This window comes from Roseobacter sp. HKCCA0882, from assembly GCF_037805225.1.
Lineage (GTDB): Bacteria > Pseudomonadota > Alphaproteobacteria > Rhodobacterales > Rhodobacteraceae > M30B80.
This window is the reverse complement of the sequence record NZ_JBBLYI010000002.1, coordinates 773370-794340: the sequence shown is the minus strand read 5'-3', so window position 1 is coordinate 794340 and position 20971 is coordinate 773370. Positions and strand designations below refer to the sequence as shown.

At 55.8% G+C, this 20971-nt stretch carries 23 protein-coding genes and 1 pseudogene; 8 read left to right on the top strand and 16 right to left on the bottom strand.

Annotated features, from left to right (window positions below; translation table 11 throughout):
• Window positions 1–17: 17 nt before the first annotated feature.
• The 8 genes from rnc to folK all read right to left on the bottom strand — a co-directional run bounded on the left by rnc (window position 18) and on the right by folK (window position 6756).
• Window positions 18–707 (bottom strand): ribonuclease III, encoded by a 690-nt coding sequence (gene rnc, locus AAC622_RS12210; RefSeq protein ID WP_340262937.1) that lies wholly within the window; start codon window positions 705–707, stop codon window positions 18–20.
• Entirely contained in the window at window positions 704–1492 is a 789-nt protein-coding gene (gene lepB / locus AAC622_RS12205; RefSeq protein ID WP_340262935.1) for a signal peptidase I, read from the bottom strand. Before lepB ends, rnc begins: the two co-directional genes overlap by 4 nt.
• A 126-nt stretch (window positions 1493–1618) precedes the next feature.
• The gene (acpS, locus tag AAC622_RS12200; RefSeq protein ID WP_317657264.1) at window positions 1619–2071 is read right to left on the bottom strand and encodes a holo-ACP synthase; all 453 of its coding nucleotides are present in this window, start codon (window positions 2069–2071) and stop codon (window positions 1619–1621) included.
• Window positions 2068–2811: a pyridoxine 5'-phosphate synthase gene (locus AAC622_RS12195; RefSeq protein WP_340262933.1), complete on the bottom strand. Its 744-nt coding sequence runs from the start codon at window positions 2809–2811 to the stop codon at window positions 2068–2070. Before AAC622_RS12195 ends, acpS begins: the two co-directional genes overlap by 4 nt.
• Before the next feature lie 36 nt (window positions 2812–2847).
• Window positions 2848–3462: a DUF2062 domain-containing protein gene (locus AAC622_RS12190; protein WP_340262932.1), complete on the bottom strand. Its 615-nt coding sequence runs from the start codon at window positions 3460–3462 to the stop codon at window positions 2848–2850.
• 80 nt (window positions 3463–3542) lie between these two features.
• On the bottom strand, window positions 3543–5696 hold the full coding sequence (locus tag AAC622_RS12185; protein ID WP_340262931.1) for a RelA/SpoT family protein: 2154 nt from the start codon (window positions 5694–5696) through the stop codon (window positions 3543–3545).
• Between the two features lie 12 nt (window positions 5697–5708).
• The gene (gene rpoZ / locus AAC622_RS12180) at window positions 5709–6062 is read right to left on the bottom strand and encodes a DNA-directed RNA polymerase subunit omega (protein ID WP_213675507.1); all 354 of its coding nucleotides are present in this window, start codon (window positions 6060–6062) and stop codon (window positions 5709–5711) included.
• 94 nt (window positions 6063–6156) lie between these two features.
• Window positions 6157–6756 (bottom strand): 2-amino-4-hydroxy-6-hydroxymethyldihydropteridine diphosphokinase, encoded by a 600-nt coding sequence (gene folK, locus AAC622_RS12175; RefSeq protein WP_340262929.1) that lies wholly within the window; start codon window positions 6754–6756, stop codon window positions 6157–6159.
• Between the two features lie 96 nt (window positions 6757–6852).
• Between folK and AAC622_RS12170 the strand changes: the two genes are divergently transcribed.
• Window positions 6853–7419 carry a LabA-like NYN domain-containing protein gene (locus tag AAC622_RS12170; RefSeq protein ID WP_317657259.1) on the top strand — a complete coding sequence of 189 codons (567 nt, stop codon included), beginning with the start codon at window positions 6853–6855 and terminating at the stop codon, window positions 7417–7419.
• Here the strand turns inward: AAC622_RS12170 and AAC622_RS12165 are convergent.
• A complete protein-coding gene (locus tag AAC622_RS12165) occupies window positions 7416–7751 on the bottom strand; it encodes a response regulator (protein WP_340262927.1) in 336 nt (111 codons plus the stop codon). The genes AAC622_RS12170 and AAC622_RS12165 overlap by 4 nt on opposite strands.
• Window positions 7752–7841: 90 nt before the next feature.
• On the opposite strand from AAC622_RS12165, the gene ispH reads away from it, so the two are divergent.
• The 5 genes and pseudogenes from ispH to AAC622_RS12140 all read left to right on the top strand — a co-directional run bounded on the left by ispH (window position 7842) and on the right by AAC622_RS12140 (window position 13332).
• Window positions 7842–8792, top strand: coding sequence for a 4-hydroxy-3-methylbut-2-enyl diphosphate reductase (ispH, locus tag AAC622_RS12160; RefSeq protein ID WP_340262925.1), 951 nt, complete (start codon window positions 7842–7844; stop codon window positions 8790–8792).
• Window positions 8793–8801: 9 nt separating this feature from the next.
• Window positions 8802–9383, top strand: a complete 582-nt coding sequence (locus AAC622_RS12155; RefSeq protein ID WP_340262923.1) for a LysE family translocator — start codon at window positions 8802–8804, stop codon at window positions 9381–9383.
• Window positions 9384–9447: 64 nt separating this feature from the next.
• Entirely contained in the window at window positions 9448–11292 is a 1845-nt protein-coding gene (locus tag AAC622_RS12150) for an ABC transporter ATP-binding protein (protein WP_340262921.1), read from the top strand.
• The gene (locus AAC622_RS12145) at window positions 11289–12530 is read left to right on the top strand and encodes a class I SAM-dependent RNA methyltransferase (protein WP_340262919.1); all 1242 of its coding nucleotides are present in this window, start codon (window positions 11289–11291) and stop codon (window positions 12528–12530) included. Before AAC622_RS12150 ends, AAC622_RS12145 begins: the two co-directional genes overlap by 4 nt.
• Before the next feature lie 20 nt (window positions 12531–12550).
• A pseudogene (locus tag AAC622_RS12140) lies at window positions 12551–13332 on the top strand (ion transporter).
• A 4-nt stretch (window positions 13333–13336) separates the two neighbouring features.
• On the opposite strand, the gene dxs reads toward AAC622_RS12140, so the two are convergent.
• Genes dxs through AAC622_RS12110 form a run of 6 tightly spaced genes read right to left on the bottom strand, consistent with a single transcriptional unit; the run spans window position 13337 to window position 18600 of the window.
• A complete protein-coding gene (gene dxs, locus AAC622_RS12135) occupies window positions 13337–15256 on the bottom strand; it encodes a 1-deoxy-D-xylulose-5-phosphate synthase (RefSeq protein ID WP_340262917.1) in 1920 nt (639 codons plus the stop codon).
• A 57-nt stretch (window positions 15257–15313) separates the two neighbouring features.
• Complete coding sequence (locus AAC622_RS12130) at window positions 15314–16183, bottom strand: polyprenyl synthetase family protein (protein WP_445322635.1); 870 nt, start codon at window positions 16181–16183, stop codon at window positions 15314–15316.
• Window positions 16184–16198: 15 nt separating this feature from the next.
• Window positions 16199–16444 carry an exodeoxyribonuclease VII small subunit gene (locus AAC622_RS12125; RefSeq protein WP_340262915.1) on the bottom strand — a complete coding sequence of 82 codons (246 nt, stop codon included), beginning with the start codon at window positions 16442–16444 and terminating at the stop codon, window positions 16199–16201.
• Window positions 16441–17376 (bottom strand): histone deacetylase family protein, encoded by a 936-nt coding sequence (locus AAC622_RS12120; protein WP_340262913.1) that lies wholly within the window; start codon window positions 17374–17376, stop codon window positions 16441–16443. Before AAC622_RS12120 ends, AAC622_RS12125 begins: the two co-directional genes overlap by 4 nt.
• Window positions 17376–18089, bottom strand: a complete 714-nt coding sequence (locus AAC622_RS12115; RefSeq protein WP_340262911.1) for a response regulator — start codon at window positions 18087–18089, stop codon at window positions 17376–17378. The genes AAC622_RS12120 and AAC622_RS12115 overlap by 1 nt, the downstream gene beginning before the upstream one ends.
• A 1-nt stretch (window position 18090) precedes the next feature.
• Complete coding sequence (locus AAC622_RS12110; RefSeq protein WP_317657248.1) at window positions 18091–18600, bottom strand: MarR family winged helix-turn-helix transcriptional regulator; 510 nt, start codon at window positions 18598–18600, stop codon at window positions 18091–18093.
• 204 nt (window positions 18601–18804) lie between these two features.
• Between AAC622_RS12110 and AAC622_RS12105 the strand changes: the two genes are divergently transcribed.
• Window positions 18805–19674 carry a branched-chain amino acid aminotransferase gene (locus AAC622_RS12105; RefSeq protein ID WP_340243737.1) on the top strand — a complete coding sequence of 290 codons (870 nt, stop codon included), beginning with the start codon at window positions 18805–18807 and terminating at the stop codon, window positions 19672–19674.
• A gap of 96 nt (window positions 19675–19770) precedes the next feature.
• Window positions 19771–20115, top strand: a complete 345-nt coding sequence (locus AAC622_RS12100; protein ID WP_340243739.1) for a DUF2794 domain-containing protein — start codon at window positions 19771–19773, stop codon at window positions 20113–20115.
• Between the two features lie 7 nt (window positions 20116–20122).
• On the opposite strand, the gene AAC622_RS12095 is transcribed toward AAC622_RS12100, so the two are convergent.
• Window positions 20123–20971 carry a C40 family peptidase gene (locus AAC622_RS12095; protein WP_340262909.1) on the bottom strand — a complete coding sequence of 283 codons (849 nt, stop codon included), beginning with the start codon at window positions 20969–20971 and terminating at the stop codon, window positions 20123–20125.

Genomic DNA, 20971 nt, shown 5'->3' with positions numbered 1-20971 from the left:
CCCTAGCGCCAGACGCATTAAGCGGAACCACCATCGAGGGCGGCAAGCAATTTTTTTGCGGCTTCTTGTTCGGCGTGACGCTTGGCTTTGGCACTGGCCTGCGCGGCCTCGCCCGAACTGAGCGTAACTTCGATGGTGAAGGTAGGGGCATGATCTGGCCCTTCACGGCTTAGCTCGGCATAGCGAGGCAAGCCTTTCCCCTTGGCCTGCGCCCATTCCTGCAAGGCGGTTTTCGCATCGCGGGCATCATCGGCCACTGTATCGGCCTTGCCCGCCCAAAGACGGCGGATCAGCCCACGCACCGCATCATAACCTGCGTCCAAGTAAACGGCGGCAATCACAGCCTCCATTGCATCGCCCAAAAGGGCATCTTTGCGGCGCCCCCCCGTCATCATTTCGGATTTTCCCAATTTCAACACCGCGCCCAAATCTACGCTGCGCGCGACTTCGGCACAGGTTTCCTTGCGCACAAGTGCGTTAAAGCGGGGGGCCAGTTGCCCCTCTGGCGCGTCTTGATCCTGTTCGAGCAACAGCTCAGCAATGACCAATCCCAACACGCGATCCCCCAAGAATTCCAAGCGTTGATTATCCGCTCGGGTCGGAGAGGAGAGCGAAGAATGGGTCAAAGCCCGCAAAATCAATTCGGGGCGGGAAAAGCTATGCCCTAAACGGGCGCAAAACTCGTTAATCTCACGCGATAATTTCACTGTAATGCTCTAAAAAACCGATCACTGCGCCATGTCCAGAAATAGACCATGCGATCCCCTGCAGAAGAAAAGATCACCCGATCTGCGCGGCCCAAAAGATTTTCAACAGGCACGAACCCAACCCCGCCAATAGAACGAGGGAAACGGCTATCTTGAGAGTTGTCACGATTGTCGCCCATCACGAAAACATGACCCTCGGGCACGGTAAATTCGGGGGTGTTATCCGCGAAAGAGCGGTCATCAATATTCAACACCGCATGCGATACCCCATTGGGAAGCGTCTCAATCGCGCGGTCTTTTTCGCAGATCCCACCCGCCCCAACAGGCGCATTGGAACAGCGCGGAAGGTGGCCCAGCGGGCCTTGTGGCTCGAACCCCTCCACGAAAGGTGCTGTTGGCTCTTGTGGGACGGGCGTGCCATTGATGATCAACTGGCCGTCTTGAACTTGGATCACATCCCCTGGCAGACCAATAACACGCTTGATAAAATCTGCGTCATTGGTGGGATGGCGGAAGACGGCGATATCACCACGCTCGGGCAATGTCTCGAAGATGCGGCCTGAGAAGGGACACATCGAGAAAGGGCAGCTGTGACGCGAATAGCCATAGGCCATTTTATTCACAAACAGGAAATCACCGATCAGCAACGTGTCTTTCATCGAGCCTGACGGGATCCAAAATGGCTGAAAGAACAAGGTGCGAAAGACACCCGCAATCAGCAGCGCGTAGACAATCGTTTTGATCGTCTCACCAATTCCCTCTTTTTTTGCCTTATAGCTTGCCATGCGTTTTGCCCCATCCGCTAAAAAATCGCGGTAGCCTTCGCCTGTGGCACCCTTGTATCGCATCGCGGCAGGATTGCCAAAACGTCAACCGACCCATGCCCCTCATGGGCTGCGCGCGCCCTGCTGTCAAGCAAGCGAACGGTTTGGCGGGGTTGGCATAGCGGGAAGTTGCGCAGATATCCCATCAGGCAGCGCCTCGATCACAACGAATGCCTGCGCCCATGGGTGATCATCGGTCAATGTAACGTGGATAACGGCATCATACCCTTCTGGGGTCATTTCGTTGAGCCGCTCTTGCGCCCATCCTGTGACGTGCATCACGGGCTGGCCCGTTTCCAAATTCGTCACCGACATATCGCGCCACGCAATCCCCATGCGCAGCCCCGTTCCCAGTGCCTTGGAACAGGCCTCTTTGGCGGCCCATCTTTTGGCGTAAACCGCAGCGGGGTTTTGCATGCGTTCGGCACGTTTTTGTTCATGTTCGGTGAACACGCGGTTGCGGAACCGATCACCAAACCGATCAAGCGCACGTTGGATGCGTTCGATATTTGCCAGATCCGTTCCGATCCCCAAAATCACGCGCGGGCCTCCTCCATCAGGCGGCGCATTTCACCGATGGCCGCAGACAACCCTGTAAACACCGCCTCGCCGATCAAGAAATGACCAATATTCAATTCGCGCACCTCTTTGATGGCCGCAATCGGGGTGACTGTCGCATAATTCAATCCGTGCCCCATATGCACCTCAAGGCCCAGATCAGCCGCCTGTTTTGCACCTGCAATCAAGCGGGAAAGTTCGGCTTTGTGGGCCTCCATCTCACCCTCGGCGTGGTAATCGCAATAGGCCCCCGTATGCAGTTCAATCACAGGCGCCCCAATGCGCGCGGCTGCCGCAATTTGCAGCGGGTCTGCGGCGATGAACATCGACACACGGATGCCTGCATCGCGCAAAGGCGCAATGAATTCCGCAAGGCGCGCCTCGTCCCCTGCCACATCAAGGCCACCTTCGGTGGTGCGTTCTTCGCGCCGCTCAGGAACGATACAGGCGGCATGTGGGCGATGAGACAGGGCGATTTTTTGCATCTCCGCGGTGGCGGCCATCTCGAAATTGAGCGGGGTTTTAATCGCCGCCATCAGCCCCGCGATATCTTCGTCCCGAATGTGACGGCGGTCTTCGCGCAAATGCGCTGTAATGCCATCAGCCCCCGCCGCTTCGGCTAAGAGGGCCGCCCGCACAGGATCAGGAAGCGCACCACCGCGCGCGTTTCGCAATGTTGCGACATGGTCAATATTGACACCCAGCCTAAGATCGCGGGTCATCTGGTGCCTCCCACCCATTGGACAATGAGTGCTAATCTAGCGTTTTGCGCCCGAAGTGCCAGCCTGTTCGCGGTGTTTCTCAATCTTCGCTCTGCGCTTGGCAATGCGGCGCTTTTGATACGCACGGATCAGGGGCACACTGATAAAATAGGCCAAGATTGATGATAAAATCCCCGGAATAATCGCCCCAATCATCCATGGGAAGAATGCCGTGTCATAGAAAATCTTGAGTTCATGCCAATGCGCGGGCGCACCTGAGAAGATCGACCACAGGTTATGCAACAAATCATCCGCCGCCCCCCGAAACCGCGCAATCAACCCTGCATTCACATCACTGCGCATGGTTGAGCCAAGCATGAAATGCCCTGTTTCAAGCGAGATTATCGCAATCGGCACATAGGTCAGCGGGTTGCCGACAAAAGTCGCCAGAAGCGAAGCAATCACATTGCCCCGCAAAATCCATGCAAGCAGAGCTGCGATGAAAAAGTGCAACCCAAAAAAGGGCGTAAAGACCGCAAATACGCCAGCGGCAACACCGCGCCCAATCGATTCCGCCGATCCCGGCAGGCGGTTCAGACGATGGGTGACATATTGGAAGGCACGCATCCATCCGCCACGCGGATAGACCCATTCGGCCACAATCCGAAGCAAGGGTCGCTGATCCCTTCGCTTAAACACCACGGATTGTTCCTCTCCCTTACTCGCGTAGCTACACCCGCGCCGTGTCGGGTCTAAGGACGCCTTTCTACATGTCGATAACGGCCAAGCTTGGCGACATCGCTATCAGCCTCCAATGCCATCATCACCGCATGCAGATGTTCAGCATCCCTTACATCAACATCAATTAATAAACGAAAGAAGTCTGGCTTTCGGTCGATAAAATGTAAATCAGAGATATTGGCATTTTGTTCGCCAATCAACGTGCAGATTCTTCCCAAAACACCGTTAAAATTCGAAATAGTCACGTTGATCGTGACGTTATGCACCGCAGCGTGCCGACCTTCTGACCAATGCAGGTCAATCCAACGCTCGGGCGCGTTGTCGAATTCAGCCAAAGATTCGCAGTCAATCGCATGAACCATTGGCCCACGCCCCCGATAGGTGATGCCCACAATCCGTTCACCTGGCACGGGCTGGCAACATTGGGCACGCTGCACATCTGACCCCGAAGGCAAACCAATCACAGCCCGCTTTTGATCGACATCGACAAAATCACCGCTGGTGGCGAGTTCTGGATAAAGCTTGGTCACCACATCGCGCGCCGAAATTTCAGCAGATCCGATCCGCGCCAAAACCTCGTCACCATCTTCTAAGCCAAGCGCCTTGGCGGCTGTGTCCAAGGCCTTGGGGGTGGATTTCTTATTGGCATGCTCAAACGCCACCCGCGCCAATTCGCGCCCCAATTTGATATAACGCCCCCGATCCTCTTCGCGGAGGCGGCGGCGGATTGCGGCCTTGGCACGACCTGTCACCACAATATCAATCCATGTGGCTTGCGGGCTTTGACCTTCGGCGGTCACAACCTCGACCGATTGGCCATTTTTCAGGCGTGTCCAAAGCGGCACACGAATGCCATCAACCTTGGCCCCCACGCAAGAATGGCCAATGCGCGTATGAATCGAATAGGCGAAATCTAACGGGGTCGCCCCGCGCGGCAACTTCACAACATCCCCTTTAGGCGTGAAGCAAAACACTTGGTCGGAATACATTTCCAACTTCACATGTTCGAGGAATTCATCATGATCCTCGGCCATCTCAAAGCGTTCTGTCAGCGTGGACAACCATTTTGCAGGATCAACTGCAAACGGGTTCGCCGCGCGCACACCGTCTCGATAGGACCAGTGCGCCGCGACACCAGATTCAGCAACTTCATGCATCTGGCGCGTGCGGATTTGGATTTCAACACGCTTGCCATCTCGCCCTGAAACAGAGGTATGGATCGAACGATAGCCGTTCGACTTGGGCTGGCTGATGTAATCCTTGAATCTTCCCGGAACCGAACGCCATCTTTGATGCATCGCCCCTAAAACGCGATAGCATTCATCCTCTGTCTCAACGATGACGCGAAACCCGTAAATGTCGGACAAACGCGAAAAGGCGAGGTCTTTTTCCTGCATTTTGCGCCAAATCGAAAAGGGCTTTTTGGCACGGCCATAGACATCGCCAGAAATGCCATGCTTGGCCAAAACGGCTTCGATATCATCGGTGATCTTTGGGATCACATCGCCCGATTCTTTCTGCAAGGTCAAAAAGCGGCGCATGATCGAATTGCGCGCTTCGGGATTGACCACGCGAAAGGCAAGGTCTTCCAACTCCTCGCGCATCCATTGCATCCCCATACGGCCTGCAAGCGGCGCGTAGATATCCATTGTCTCGCGCGATTTTTGCAGCTGCTTTTCGGCGCGCATATGGCGGATGGTGCGCATATTGTGCAATCGGTCGGCCAGTTTCACGAGGATCACGCGCAGATCCTTGGACATGGCCATGAACAATTTGCGAAAGTTCTCAGCCTGCTTTGATTCGCGATTGGACAGCTGCAAATTAGTCAGCTTGGTCACGCCATCGACCAATTCCGCAACATCCGTCCCAAAACGGCTTTCCAGTTCGGAATAGGTGCCCTTGGTATCTTCGATTGTGTCATGCAGCAGCGCCGTTGCGATTGTGGCATCGTCCAGCCGCATCTCGGTCAGGATCGCGGCCACCGCAACAGGGTGGGTGAAATAGGCCTCACCCGATTGGCGCATTTGTCCCTGATGCATATCCTGCGCATAGGAATAGGCCCCCCGCAGGAGGGCCTCATTGCATTTTGGATTGTAGTTTCGGACAAGACTGATCAGATCATCGGCATCGAGAAGGCCGCTTCGATCTGATCCATTTCCGTCCATAAATCGCCTGTTTTAGTTCTGCCCCTGCGCTTCAAGCAGGGCACGCAACATCTGTTCTTCGGTCATGTCATCCGCTTGTGGACGATCCTGATCGGCGCTTTGCAGCAATGTCATCGTGTCTTCTTCAGGCTCATCAACCTCAATCTGGGTTTGATGCGATTCAATGAAACGCTCACGCAGGCCATCTGCGGATTGTGTCTCTTCTGCAATCTCGCGCAACGCAACGACAGGATTCTTGTCATTGTCGCGATCCACAGTAAGCGGCGAGCCAGACGCCATTTCGCGGGCGCGATGTGCAGCAAGCATCACCAATTCAAAGCGGTTGGGAACCTTGTCTACGCAATCTTCTACCGTCACGCGGGCCATACTAAACTCTCCAAGGCTGATTAAGGGAGGGGCGCAAGCCTCGTAAATAGTCAGACCGCCCCCGAAATACAAGTGCAAAAGACCGCGCGCGCGCTCACAGTGGATTGATCTCACGACACTGTTCGGGCGGCAATTTTGCGCGCAATTCAGAAACCGTTTCGCCAAGGATCGGGTGACACCAATTTGGGGCAACATCACAGAGCGGGATTAAAACAAAGCCGCGCTCAGCCATGCGGGGGTGGGGTAAAATCAATTGATCAGGCGCGCGCGATTGCGCCTCTTTTGTCGAAAGATTGGCCCAAACGTGCCATGTGTCTGGATCTGGCAAAACCAAATTGCCGAGGCCTAAAAGATCTAAATCCAACCCACGCGCGGCCCAGCGTTGCAGACGGCTGCGGCCAAAATCAGCCTCTATGGCATGCAGCTTTTCCAGCAGCAAATTTGGGCCTAACGGCCAGTCAAAGGAGATCGCTGCATTCACAAAATCAGGGCCAGAACCTGCAGGAAATGCAGGGGTTCGATAGAGTTGGCTCAATTTGAAATCGCCACCATCCTGCGCGGTCACATAGTCCCGCAACTGTGCAATCGCACGATCCAAAACCACGCGCGGCGCCTGCCCCTCGACAGGTAGATTTGAGCCAAGCGCGACAAGTGCTTTGCGCGGCTCCGCATTAGAAAGGAAAGCTTGCGCCAAATGATTTATCCTCTATTTTGCTCTGCATTGCTGATCGTGATATTTTGACGAATTATTCAAGGCCGCGATTGGTCTGTTTATTATAAGGTCTTTCAAATGTTTTATCGTGATGAGCGCCTCGCGCTCTTTATTGACGGCTCAAATCTTTATGCGGCAGCCAAGGCTTTGGCTTTTGATATCGACTATAAACTCTTACGCCAAGAATTCATGCAACGCGGAAAACTTCTTCGCGCATTTTACTATACGGCCCTTCTTGAGAATGACGAATATTCCCCGATTCGTCCTCTGGTGGATTGGTTGAACTACAACGGGTTCACCATGGTGACGAAAGCCGCCAAGGAATTCACAGATGCGCAAGGGCGGCGCAAGATCAAAGGGAATATGGATATTGATTTGGCGGTCGATGCGATGGAAATCGCAGACCATGTCGATCATATCGTGCTGTTTTCTGGCGATGGCGATTTTCGTCCGCTTGTGGCTGCCATCCAACGCAAGGGCGTTCGGGTTTCGGTTGTGTCCACCATCCGCTCGAACCCACCTATGATTGCCGATGACCTAAGGCGGCAGGCGGACAATTTCATTGAATTGGACGAGTTAAAAGACGCAGTAGGACGCCCCCCGCGCGAAAATGGCGGTGAGGATGACTTTGAGGAAAGCTATTAAGGCGCCCCGCGCACAGCACCGCGCCCCTCTTCCTCCCCCACCAGATAGAGCGACAACATCTTCGACAAATCCCCCAAGCGCACAGGCTTGGTCAGATAGGCATCCATGCCGACATCAATCCCCTTTTGGCGGTCATGGCCAACGGCGTCAGCTGTGATGGCGATTATAGGGATTTTTGAGAACCCTGACGCACTTTCACGCGCCCGAATTTCGCGGGCCATTTCAAAACCATTCGTCGTGGGCATGTGACAATCGGTGAGGATCAGATCGAAACAGTCTTGATCCAGCGCTGCAATCGCCTCGCGCCCATTGATGCGCAGGAAATGTGGCATGTGTGAGGCGTTTGCGCCGATGCCGTTTAGGCAGAAACGCTAGACGGCGGGGCCACAAAGACTTAACTGTGGGGTGATCGGAGAGATACTATGCAAAAACCGCCCCTCACCCTCTATTTGGCCGCGCCGCGCGGATTTTGCGCAGGTGTAGATCGCGCAATTAAAATCGTGGAAATGGCTCTCGAGAAATGGGGCGCACCCGTCTTTGTGCGCCATGAAATCGTGCATAACAAATTCGTGGTGGATGCCCTACGCGAAAAGGGCGCAGTTTTTGTCGAAGAATTGGACGAGTGCCCAAATGATCGACCCGTAATTTTTTCTGCCCATGGGGTGCCCAAATCTGTTCCCGCAACCGCAGAGCGGCTGCAGATGATATATGTTGATGCAACCTGCCCGCTTGTGTCCAAAGTGCATATCGAGGCGGCGCGGCATCATGAGGCGGGGTTGCAGATCGTGATGATCGGCCACGCGGGCCATCCGGAAACGATTGGCACTATGGGCCAATTGCCCGAAGGCGAAGTGGTCTTGGTTGAAACAGTAGCGGATGTGGCGGCCCTCACGGTGCGCGACCCCCTGAAACTGGCCTTTGTGACGCAAACCACCCTTTCGATTGATGACACCGCCGATGTTGTTGCGGCCCTCAAGACACGGTTCCCTGCGATTATCGGCCCACACAAAGAAGACATTTGCTACGCCACCACCAACCGCCAAGAGGCCGTCAAGGCGATGGCGGTCAAGGCAGATGCCATGCTTGTCGTGGGCGCGCCCAATTCCTCAAATTCAAAACGCTTGGTCGAGGTAGGGGCAAAAATGGGCTGCAACTATGCGCAGCTTGTGCAACGGGCGACTGATATTGACTGGCGCGCGCTTGAGGGGATTACCAGCCTTGGTCTGACGGCGGGCGCATCTGCGCCAGAGCTGTTGGTCAATGAGGTGATTGATGCCGTGCGGGCGCGCTATGATGTGACAGTCGAACAGGTTGAGACTGCCGTAGAAAATGTTGAGTTCAAAGTGCCGCGCATCCTGCGTGAGCCTGCCTAACCATCGCCCATGGATCCGCTTTACCCATTTGTTTTTGCAGGGCTGTTTTCGCCTGGGCCAAATGTTATCCTCTTGACCACATCAGGCGCGCTGTTCGGGTTTCGCGCGACCATTCCGCATATTTTCGGTGTCGCCGCAGGGGTGGGGGTGATTGCTGCTGCCTCAAGCTTAGGTGTCAGCGCGATTTTATTGGCCTATCCAGTGGCTGCCTTAGTGATGAAAATAGCCGCAGCATCTTGGATCCTTTATATGGCATCCACCCTATGGCGGGCCAAACCGGCAGATCCTAAGGCGCGACAGGTCGCAAAGCCGTTTACCTTTCTTCAGGCTGTGATGTTTCAATGGGTCAATCCCAAGGTTTGGGCCGTTAGCCTTGCCGCTGCTGCGGGCTTTGGCGCGGGTGGCACGCTTTTGACAGAAGCCTTGCGCCTTTCGTCCGCCTTTTCAGGAATTAATCTTTTTGTCTGTCTGTTTTGGGCAGCAGCAGGAACGGCCTTGGCGCGGCTTCTGACCACGCCGCGTGCATGGAATATTTTTCGCAAAACCATGGCAAGCGCCCTCGCGCTGACAGCCGCAATGGTCTTTATGTGAGCCCCGCCCTATATTGCGCCACAGGGTCAGGCTGCGACCCAATCAACCAATTAGGCCCGATGCAATGTTCCGATTTTTCGAAACACTGGTAGATCCCTATACGCCCTACGCCGATGAGGATACGCCCCCCAATCGACTCTGGCCGTTTTTGCGCGGCTATGCGCAACCCTTCAAACGGGTGTTCATCGCAGCCGCCTTTATGTCGATGGTGGTCGCTTCGATTGAATTGGGGCTGATCGTCTATTTGGGGCGCGTTGTTGATCTGCTATCAGTCAGTAGTCCCGCAGAACTGTTTGCAAATCACGGGCTCGAGCTTGGCTTAGTCGCGCTCTTTGTGGTGCTAGTCCGCCCTTTGATGCAGCTTTTGGATGTGGGGCTTTTGAACAATGCGATCCTGCCGAATTTCGGCACGCTGATCCGTTGGCGGGCACATCGGCATGTTTTACGTCAATCGGTCGGATGGTTCGAAAATGATTTTGCGGGCCGTATCGCAGGGCGGATTATGCAAACCCCGCCCGCCGCAGGCGATGCGGTGTTTCAGATTTTTGACGCCATCACATTTTCAATCGCCTATTTCATCGGCGCGGTGATCCTACTGACCCAGTCAGACCCACGGCTTGCCGTGCCCTTGGTGATTTGGTGCGGGCTCTATGGGCTGTTGGTGCGCTGGACAATCCGCAATGTCACCCCCGCCTCCAAGGCCAGTTCAGATGCGCGATCCATGACAACGGGACGGGTCGTTGACAGCTATACCAACATCCACTCGGTCAAGCTTTTCGCGCATACAACACGCGAACTGGACTATGCCCACGAGGCGATTGAGCATACCCGCCAAACATTCGCCCGCGAGATGCGGATATTCACGATAATGGACGTCACGCTATTGACCTTGAACGGACTTTTGATTGTGTCCGTTGTCGGTTGGTCGGTCTGGTTGTGGTATACGGGAACGGCGACTGTGGGCGTTGTGGCGGCGGCAGCCGCCCTCACCTTACAACTCAATGCAATGACGGGCTGGATCATGTGGGCTCTCTCAAGCCTATTCCGAGAATTGGGGGTGGTGATGGAGGGGATGGAGACCATTGCCCAACCGATCACATTGCGTGACCGCCAAAACGCATCCGCGCTCAAATTCGAGAAAGGATTGATCGAATTTGATGCGGTCAGTCACCATTATGGGCGCGGCGCGGGTGGCTTAGATCGCCTCAGTTTATCCATCCAGCCCGGCGAAAAGGTCGGGCTTGTCGGGCGCTCTGGCGCTGGGAAATCGACCCTCGTTAAACTTTTGCTACGATTTTATGATTGCGAAGGCGGCGTGATCCGCATTGATGGCCAAAATATTGCCGATGTGACCCAAGACAGCCTGCGCGCCACAATCGGCGTTGTGCAGCAAGACAGCAGCCTGTTGCACCGCTCCGTGCGCGACAACATCGCCTATGGCCGCCCCGATACAAGTGATGCTGACGTAATCCGCGCCGCAGAACGCGCCGAGGCCTTAGGGTTCATCCATGATCTAGAAGACCCAGAGGGCCGCACAGGGTTTGAGGCCCATGTTGGCGAACGCGGGGTGAAACTTTCAGGCGGACAAAGACAGCGTATTGCGCTTGCGCGGGTGGTTCTGAAAGATGCGCCGATTTTAATTTTAGACGAGGCCACAAGCGCGCTTGATAGCGAGATTGAAGCGAGCATCCAAAACACGCTGAGCGACCTGATGGCAGGCAAAACCGTGATTGCGATTGCGCATAGACTGTCGACCATTGCGCAGATGGATCGCATCATCGTTTTAGATGAAGGCCACATCATCGAAGATGGCCCACATGAGGTGCTTTTGGCAAAGGGCGGGCTCTATGCTTCGCTGTGGAACCGCCAATCGGGCGGCTTTCTTAATCCAGACGGAGGTTCCGCGTGAGCGAAGAAACCCTCACCATCACCCGCCTCGGACATCGCGGCGATGGCATTGCACAGAACGCGGGCGGAGGCCAAATCCTTGTCCCCCTTACCCTGCCTGACGAGGTGGTGCGCGGCGTGGTAAACGAAGGTCAATTGGACGGGGCCAAAATTGTGACCCCTTCCCCCGCGCGGGTAAAACCTGTCTGCGCGCATTATAAATCCTGTGGCGGGTGCAGCCTGCAACATGCCTCGGACACATTTGTCAGTGCGTGGAAGGCAGACCAAATTGCAATTGCGCTTGCCGCGCACGGGATCACAACTGATATCCGCGCAACCCTAACTTCGCCTGCGCACTCACGCAGGCGCGCCACCTTTGCCGCGCGGCGTACAAAATCGGGGACGATGGTAGGATTTCATGCCCGAAAATCGGACGTCCTTGTGCCGATCGGCGAATGTCACCTTTTGCCCGATGAGATGGTGGCCACGCTGCCCGTATTGGCCGAGATCGCCCGTTTGGGGGGATCGCGCAGTGCGGTTTTGGGCTTTAGCCTAACCCAGTCCGAAATCGGGCTTGACCTCCACGTGACGGGCGGCAAGCCCTTGGATCATGCGCTGTGGGTTGAATTGCCAAAATTCCGCACCGAATTTCTGCGCCTGACATGGGGGGATGAGGTCGTCTTTATGGAAACCCCACCCTATCACCAAATGGGGCACGCGCGTGTCACCCCACCCGCAGGTGCATTTTTGCAAGCCACCAAAGCGGGCGAAGCAGCGCTTTTGGCCACTGCACGCAGCGCGATTTCGGGGGCCACACGCATCATTGACCTTTTTGCGGGATGTGGAACCTTTACCTTTCCACTGGCCGAAACAGCGCCCGTGCACGCAGTCGAAGGCAGCGCCGATATGGTCAAGACCTTGCAAAACGCCGCCCGCTATGCGGACGGGCTAAAGCCCATTACCGCCGAAACCCGCGACCTGTTTCGCCGCCCCGTTTTAAGTGACGAATTAGCCAAATATGACGCGGTGGTCATCGACCCGCCCCGTGCAGGCGCACAGGCACAGGTGCATGAATTGGCGAAAACCGACATCCCCCAGATTGCATTTCTATCCTGCAACCCGATCAGTTTTGCACGTGACGCAAAAACCCTAATTGACGCAGGTTATTGCCTTGAATGGGTGCAGCCCATCGACCAATTCCGTTGGTCGCCGCATATAGAACTTGCCGCCCGCTTTATCCGACCCCTTATGACGCGGTAACGCGCTCAAGGATGGCCGCTATGACCCGTGATTTTACGACCACGCGACAGATACTTGCCGATTGGCTAGACCGCCCTCACATCCGCCAATTCATCATCGGCGTGATCATTTTTAACGCCATTCTTTTGGGCCTTGAGACACCGCCCGAAGTTATGGGAACGGCGGGCACCATTATCCTGACATTGGACTGGATTTGCCTTGCGATTTTCGTGATCGAAATTGCGCTGAAACTGGTGGCCCATGGCGCGCGGTTTTTCCGCTCGGGATGGAACGTTTTTGATTTCTTGATTGTTGGGATCGCGCTGATGCCCGCCACCCACGGGCTGTCAGTTCTGCGCGCCTTGCGCATCTTGCGGGTATTGCGGGTCATCTCAGCAGCGCCACGATTGCGCCGCGTGGTCGAGGGGTTTGTGACCGCCCTGCCAGGAATGGGCAGCGTGTTCTTGCTGATGGGGATCATCTTTTACATCGGTGCCGTGATGGCAACCAAACTGTTCGGGGCATCTTTCCCCGAATGGTTCGGCACGCTTGGCGCGTCTTTCTATTCCCTGTTCCAAATCATGACGTTGGAAAGTTGGTCCATGGGCATCGTGCGCCCCGTGATGGATGTTTATCCTTATGCGTGGCTGTTCTTTGTGCCTTTCATCATGGTCACGACCTTTGCGGTGGTGAACCTGCTGGTTGGCCTGATCGTCAATTCCATGCAAGACGCTCATGCCGAAGAAAGCAATGCCGCCACAGATGCCATCGTGATGAGGTGCTAGACCGACTGCGCAAGATTGAGGAGCGGTTGGGGAAGTAGGCGTTTAAGCCCGCTTCCCCAAAACATCTACGCCCAAGGTCACGAAAACCTTGGTCACGATATCCTCGGCATTCATGCCTGCCACCGCATACATGTCGCGCGGGCTGGCTTGGTCGATGAAAATATCGGGCAGCACCATGGAGCGGTATTTGATCCCCCGATCAAACACGCCCGTTTCCGCCAGATGATGCGCGACATGGCTGCCAAAGCCGCCAATCGCCCCTTCTTCAATGGTGATCAGCGCCTCGTGATGACGGGCGAGTTGGTCGATCAAATCTGTATCCAACGGTTTGGCAAAACGCGCGTCAGCAATCGTGGGCGTGATCCCTTTCTGGGCCAAAATCTCCGCAGCTTCGCGCACTTCTTTCAGGCGGGTGCCAAAGTTCAAGAGAGCCACGCGATTGCCGTCTGCGATCATCCGCCCCTTGCCGATTTCAAGCGCCTGACCGCGTGCAGGTAACTCGACCCCAACACCTTCGCCGCGCGGAAAGCGGAAGGCAGACGGGCGATCCCCAATCTCTAGGGCGGTGCGCACCATATGCACCAATTCCGCTTCATCGGCAGCCGCCATCACCACGAAATCGGGCAAATTTGCCAGATAGGCGATGTCAAAACTGCCCGCATGGGTGGCGCCATCGGCACCAACAAGCCCCGCGCGATCAATCGCAAAGCGCACAGGCAGACGTTGTATGGCCACGTCATGCACAACTTGATCATAGCCGCGTTGCAAGAAGGTCGAATAAAGCGCGCAGAAGGGTTTCAACCCACCCGCCGCCATACCCGCCGAAAAGGTCACCGCATGCTGTTCGGCAATGCCCACATCAAAACAGCGTTCGGGAAAGCGTTCTTCAAATAGGTTCAGGCCTGTTCCGTCTGGCATCGCCGCCGTGATAGCCGTCACCAACGGATCCTCGGCGGCCTCGGCAATCAGCGCATCTGCAAAGACACGCGTATATGAGGGCGCGTTTGAGGGCGCTTTGTGTTGCTTGCCCGTGACCACATCGAAGCGCGCGGTGGCGTGGCCGCGATCTGGGCGATCTTCGGCATAGCCTTTGCCCTTCTTGGTAATCGCATGAATGAGCATCGGCCCATCCGCCCGCGCCTTGACGGTGCGCAAAACCGCAAGCAGCTGATCCATATCATGTCCATCAATCGGGCCGATATAATCAAAGCCCAATTCTTCGAACAAGGTGCCGCCGACTGTCGCGGATTTCAGAAGTTCTTTCGCGCGGCGCGCCCCGTGTTGGAACGGCTCAGGCAAAAGCGATACTGCGCCCTTGGCGGCGGCTTTGAATTCCTGAAACGGCGCGCCTGCATAAAGGCGGGACAAATAAGCCGACATCGCACCTGTTGGCGGTGCAATCGACATTTCATTGTCGTTGAGGATCACAATCAACCGCTTTTTCAGATGGCCCGCATTGTTCAGGGCCTCATAGGCCATGCCTGCGGAAATCGAACCATCACCGATAATCGCAATCGCATCTCCCAAACCTGTCTCGCAGGCACCGCTTAAATCGCGCGCAACGGCAAAGCCGAGCGCCGCAGAAATAGAGGTGGAACTATGCGCAGCACCAAATGGGTCATAAGGCGACTCGCTGCGTTTCGTGAAACCTGACAAGCCACCCTTTTGGCGCAGACTGCGGATACGATCCCGCCGCCCTGTCAAAATCTTATGCGGATAACATTGGTGGCTGACATCCCAAATGATCTTGTCACGCGGGGCGTCAAATACGGCGTGAAGTGCCACGGTCAACTCAACCACACCCAGACCAGCCCCCAAATGCCCACCCGTCTCGGAGACAGCCGAAATCGTCTCGACGCGCAATTCATCGGCCAAGCGGGTCAGCTCATGATCAGAAAACCACTGCAAATCGCGCGGCGTGGTCACTTGATCCAAAAGCGGTGTTTTAGGTCTATCTGTCATCGGCCCTCCAGTGGTCGCCATATAGCCATGACAGGGGCCAAGGGCAACGGATCACGCCTATCTGTCGCGGGCAATGATGAATCGGGCAAGGTCGCGCAGGCTTTGGGCTTTATCCCCGAATGGTGCGAGGGCCGTTTCCGCCTCAGCGACCAAGCGCGCTGCCTCAGCCTTGGCACCGTCTAGCCCCAGAAGCGTGACAAAGGTTGCTTTGCCCGCATCGGCATCTTTGCGCAGGGCCTTACCTGCCTTGCTGCTGTCACCTTCCACATCCAAAATGTCATCAGCAATCTGAAAGGCGAGGCCAATTGCACGGGCATATGCCCTCAACGGTGCGGGATCTTGGCCCGCTATGATCGCTGCGGCATGGGCGGGCCATTCCAACAGCGCGCCCGTTTTATTGCTTTGCAATTCCGTGATTTGTTCAAGGGTTAAGGGGGACGCAGCGGTTTCTGCGGCAATGTCCTGCGCCTGCCCTAAAACCATACCGCGCGCACCTGCGGCTTCAGCCAAGGTCGACACCAATTTGATCCGCACCTCCGCGGCCCCAAGATTAGGATCAGCCAAAAGCGTGAATGCAAAACTTTGCAGCGCATCCCCCGCGAGAACCGCAATCGCCTCGTTCCATTTTTTGTGAACAGTGGGCTGACCGCGGCGCAGGTCGTCATCGTCCATGCAAGGCAGATCATCGTGGATCAAACTATAGGCATGGATGGCCTCAACCGCACCCGCCGCAGGAAGCGCGGAGGCCGCAGGAATGCCATATAGCGCCGATGCCTCAAGCACCAAAAACCCACGCAAACCCTTGCCACCCTGCACCGCATAGCGCATCGCCGCGGCTACATCATCTGTGCCATATTGCGCAAGCGCCTCGGTCAAGAACGCTGCAATGACACGGGACTGGGTGCTGAGGCGGGTTTGAAACTCAATAGGGGCCAAAGGCGCTCAAAGCCCCTCAACTGGGGCGCTGCCAGTTGGCGCGCCTGTGCCATCTAGGGTGATTTTGGAGACTTTTTCTTCGGCCTCTTTGAGCTTGGCCTCACAACGTGCGCGCAGCGCAGCCCCCCGTTCATAGAGCGCGATGGATTGGTCAAGTGGCACATCCCCACGCTCAAGCTTGGCCACGACTTCCTCTAGGGCGCGCAAAGCATCTTCAAAACTCATCTGCGCAAGGTCGTTGTCATCTGTCATTTCGAAGCTTCCATCAATTCTGTGACATGGGCCGCAACACTGCGCCCCAGTGAGGGCAGATCATAACCGCCCTCTAACGCCGAGACCACCCGCCCCGCGCATTGGGTTTCGGCAAATGCGCAAATTTCTCGCGTCAGCCATGCAAAATCCGTTTCATCCCAATTTAGATTGGCCAATGGATCGGCCTGATGCGCGTCAAAACCTGCGGAAATCAGGATAAGGTCAGGCGCAAATTCAGCCAATCGCGGAAATACATCGCGAAGATAGGCCTGTTGCATCAAGGCCCCGCCTGAATTGGGTGGAAGGGGCACATTCAGGATGTTACCCGCCACGCCACGTTCGCCACGCGCCCCCGATCCTGGATAAAGCGGCATCTGGTGTGACGAGACAAACAAAGCGCGGGTTTCATCCCACAGCAAATCTTGCGTGCCATTGCCGTGATGCACATCGAAATCAATCACGGCCACCCGTGCGGCCCCCGCCCGCTCGAGTGCATGTTTGGCCCCAATCGCTACTGACCCAAAGAGACAAAACCCCATGGCTGTTGCAGTTTCGGCGTGATGCCCAGGTGGTCGCGTGAGGACGAATGCGTTTTTGGCGCGGCCCTCCATCACGGCATCTATTGCTGCGATCATACCCCCTACACCCGAAAGCGCAGCCTGCCATGACGCGGGCGACAGAAAGGTATCGCCATCAAGCGCCACTTGCCCTTGCGTGGGCAAAGCCGCTTTGAGTTGATCAATATAGGCTTGGGGGTGGCACAATCGCAGATCGTCTTCCGTGGCCAATGGGGCCGCGTGGCGTTCAAGCCCCACGAAATCTACGCCATCCAAATGGGCCTTTATGGCCGCAATGCGCGCCACCTGTTCGGGATGGCCCTCTGGCGTCAGATGATCTTGCGCAAATGGGTTTTCAAATAGCCATGTCGCCATCAGTCAGGCACCAACATATAGCCCGCGCCGCGGACAGTTTGCAGATAACGGGGTTGTTTCGGGTCAGCTTCAATCTTGCGGCGTAGACGGGTGATTTGCACATCAATCGCGCGCTCTTGCGCAGGGTCGCCGCCTGCCATCTTGTCACGGCCCAATTCTTCGACCAACTGCTGACGGGTCACAGAACTGTTCACATGGGTTGCAAAGATCCGCATCAATGCGGCCTCGGTTGCAGTCAGGCGCAAAGGCTGATCACCCTGCCACAACTCGCCACGATCAATGTCAAAGCGCATGGCACCAAGATGCAGCAGTTTGGGCAGGTTTTGGCTGGCTTCGGGTTGCGGCATACGGCGCAGGATCGCGCCGATACGCAATAGCAATTCCTTGGGTTCAAAGGGTTTTGGCAAATAATCATCTGCCCCCGCCTCAAAACCTGCAATACGATCTTGCGCCTCGCCCTTGGCCGTCAAAAGCAAGATTGGGCAATCCATCGTTTTGCGCAAATCTTGTGTCAGGTTAATGCCATCCTCACCCGGCATCATCACATCAAGCACAATTAAATCGAAATCTAACCCCTGCAACAGGCGGCGGGCTTGCGCAGCATCGCGCGCAACACTGGCCAGAAACCCGTTGCGAATCAGAAATTTCTGCAACAGCCCGCGGATGCGTTCATCATCATCCACGATCAGGATATGCGGGTTGGTGTCTGCCATTTTAGGTATCCAAACCTGCTTGGAAATGGCGCAGCATCTCAGGATCCATCATCTGCTCAAGGACAGCACGAAATCCTGCCACGGCCTCTGGCCCCGCATTGCGATAGGCCGCGCGCATGCGGTTGCGCTGCGCCTCTGACAATTCGCGTTCAAGCTTGGCGCCTGTTTCGGTGAGATAAAGATGCCGTTCGCGCTTATCCTGCACCCCAACGCGGCTTTCGACCAAACCATCGGCGATCAGACTCCGCAGAACGCGATTGAGGGACTGCTTGGTCACGCCCAGAATATTCAGCAGGTTATTGACTGTCGTTCCAGGGGTGCGGTTGATGAAATGGATGGCACGATGATGGGCGCGACCATATTCGTAATTTTGTAAAATGCGATCAGGATCAGCGGTAAATCCCCGATAGGCGAAGAACATAGCCTCAATCCCGCGGCGCAGCTGCTCATCCGTCAAAAAGAGCAAGCTTTCGCCCGTGCCGATAGGGTTATTGACTGCACGTTCTGCCATCTTCATCTCCCGCATCTTTTTAGGTCTTTGGCATCGGAACCAAGGAACACTTCACAGTTTATGTCAGCCTTGTTGACTTTCCAAGAATCAATTGTTACCGAATTGCCAGTTTTGCGAAATATTATGTCCGAAACGGCCGTATTTTGCACAACATTTGCAAACTGGCGCAGATATGCGCCCTGAAGGAAAGATGGGATTGGAAAGATGAGCGGCACCTACGATAACCGCGATGGGAAAATCTGGCTGGATGGGGCTTTGGTCGATTGGCGCGAGGCCAATGTGCATATTCTGACCCATGCGATGCATTATGCATCTTCCGTCTTTGAGGGCGAGCGCGCCTATGGTGGCAAAATTTTCCTCAGCCGCGCTCATTCCGAACGGCTGCATTTTTCCGCAGGCCAATTGGACTTCGAAATTCCATTTACTGTTGACCAAATTGAGGCAGCCAAGGCCGAGGTTCTCGCGGCCAATGGCCTGAGCGATGCCTATGTGCGCGCGGTTGCGTGGCGCGGCGCGGGTGAGGATATGGGTGTCTCCTCTCGCCGTAACCCCGTTCGTTTGGCCATCGCGGCATGGGGCTGGGGCAATTACTATGGGGATGCAAAAACCAAAGGCGCCAAACTTGATATAGCGCGTTGGAAACGCCCCTCGCCCGAAACGGCGCCAAGCCATGCCAAGGCCGCAGGCCTGTATATGATCTGCACAATGTCTAAGCATGAGGCCGAAGCCAAAGGCTGCTCGGATGCCATGATGTTTGATTATCGCGGCTATGTCGCCGAGGCGACAGGCGCAAATATCTTCTTCGTCAAAGATGGCGAAGTGCATACGCCAAAGCCAGATTGCTTCCTCAATGGCCTAACCCGCCAGACAGTTATCGGTATGTTGAACGATCGCCAAATCAAGGTGCATGAGCGTCATATCATGCCGGAAGAATTGGAAGGGTTTGAACAATGCTGGCTGACGGGAACCGCCGCAGAAGTCACCCCAGTGGGTCAGATTGGCAGCTATAATTTCGAGGTTGGCGCCCTGACGCGGGACATCTCGGACGCCTACGAAAAACTGGTTCGCGCCTAAGCGACACCACGCATCACGGCCCGCAAGATCAGCTGACCTTGCGGGCCTTTTTATGATCTCCCTTGCATTTCTTAGAATTCATGCCACCATCAGTCTATGGTGATGCATACTCAATCCTTTGGCGCTTCCCATATTCCCGAAAAGGTCGCCTTTGATCGTGGCGAATTATCGGCGATCCTGTCGATTTATGGCCGCATGGTGGCTGCAGGTGAATGGCGCGATTATGGAATGTCGCTGCTGAGTGATGTTGCGATTTTCTCAGTTTTCCGCCGCACCGCCGAACACCCCATTTATCGGATTGAAAAGCGCCCCAAATTGGCAGGCAAGCAGGGAATGTATTCCGTGATTGGGATGGACGGGCGCATTCTCAAGCGCGGGCATGATCTGCGCAATGTGCTGCGCGTGCTAGAGCGCAAATTGATCCGCGCCGTAGACGATTAATACCCCGTCATTCTATCAAAACATGTTTGCGCGCGGTGATCTCGCCGCCGCCAGACGTGCGAATGCGCGCCTCGGCATGGGCAAGCGGCTCATAGGCCACCGCCATGTGATGGGCATTTGCGTGCAACAGCATCTCTTCATCGGCCATGATCCCGACATGGCCCCTCCAAAACACCAAATCCCCGCGGCGCAGTGGTGCATCCTCGGGCAAAAGCGCGCCGAGCGCTGCCTCTTGTTGGTCACTGTCCCGTGGACAGTCTTGACCACAGGCGCGCATCGCCAATTGGATCAGGCCAGAGCAATCAATGCCCCATCGGCTGCTGCCGCCCCAAAGATAGGGGGTTCCAAGGAATAGATCAGCCACGCCCACCGTATCCGAAAACCGCGCCGTTAAGGGGCGCAGGTGGGATTTTGGAACATGATGCCCCGTCTGGATGCGATGAAAGCTTTCACCCTCTTTCGCAGGCTCAACCACGTTGACACGTGCGCCGAAAAAGATCGACACATCGGGCGACGATTTTACATCGGGGCGCGGATAGAGATGGGTTGCGGGGGCGGTGACCCAATGGGTGACGGGCGTTTCTGCCGCAAGGGCCTGCAATAAAATATAACCTACTTGGCCGTCCCGCTCTGCTTGACCAAAAACTTGCCCATCGCGCGTTTCAAGCGCCAAAAACCGCTCGCCAAACAACAATTGGCTCGCCCGCTTGCCCTTTGGTTCGGTCATGATATTGGCCAACGGTTGCTGCACCGTCATCCATGTGCCGTCCAAGAATTCATCCGCCATAACCTGACCTTGCAGCGCCCGAAGCGCCACCCGCCCATTGCTTGCCGTGATCCGTGGATCGCTTGCCAT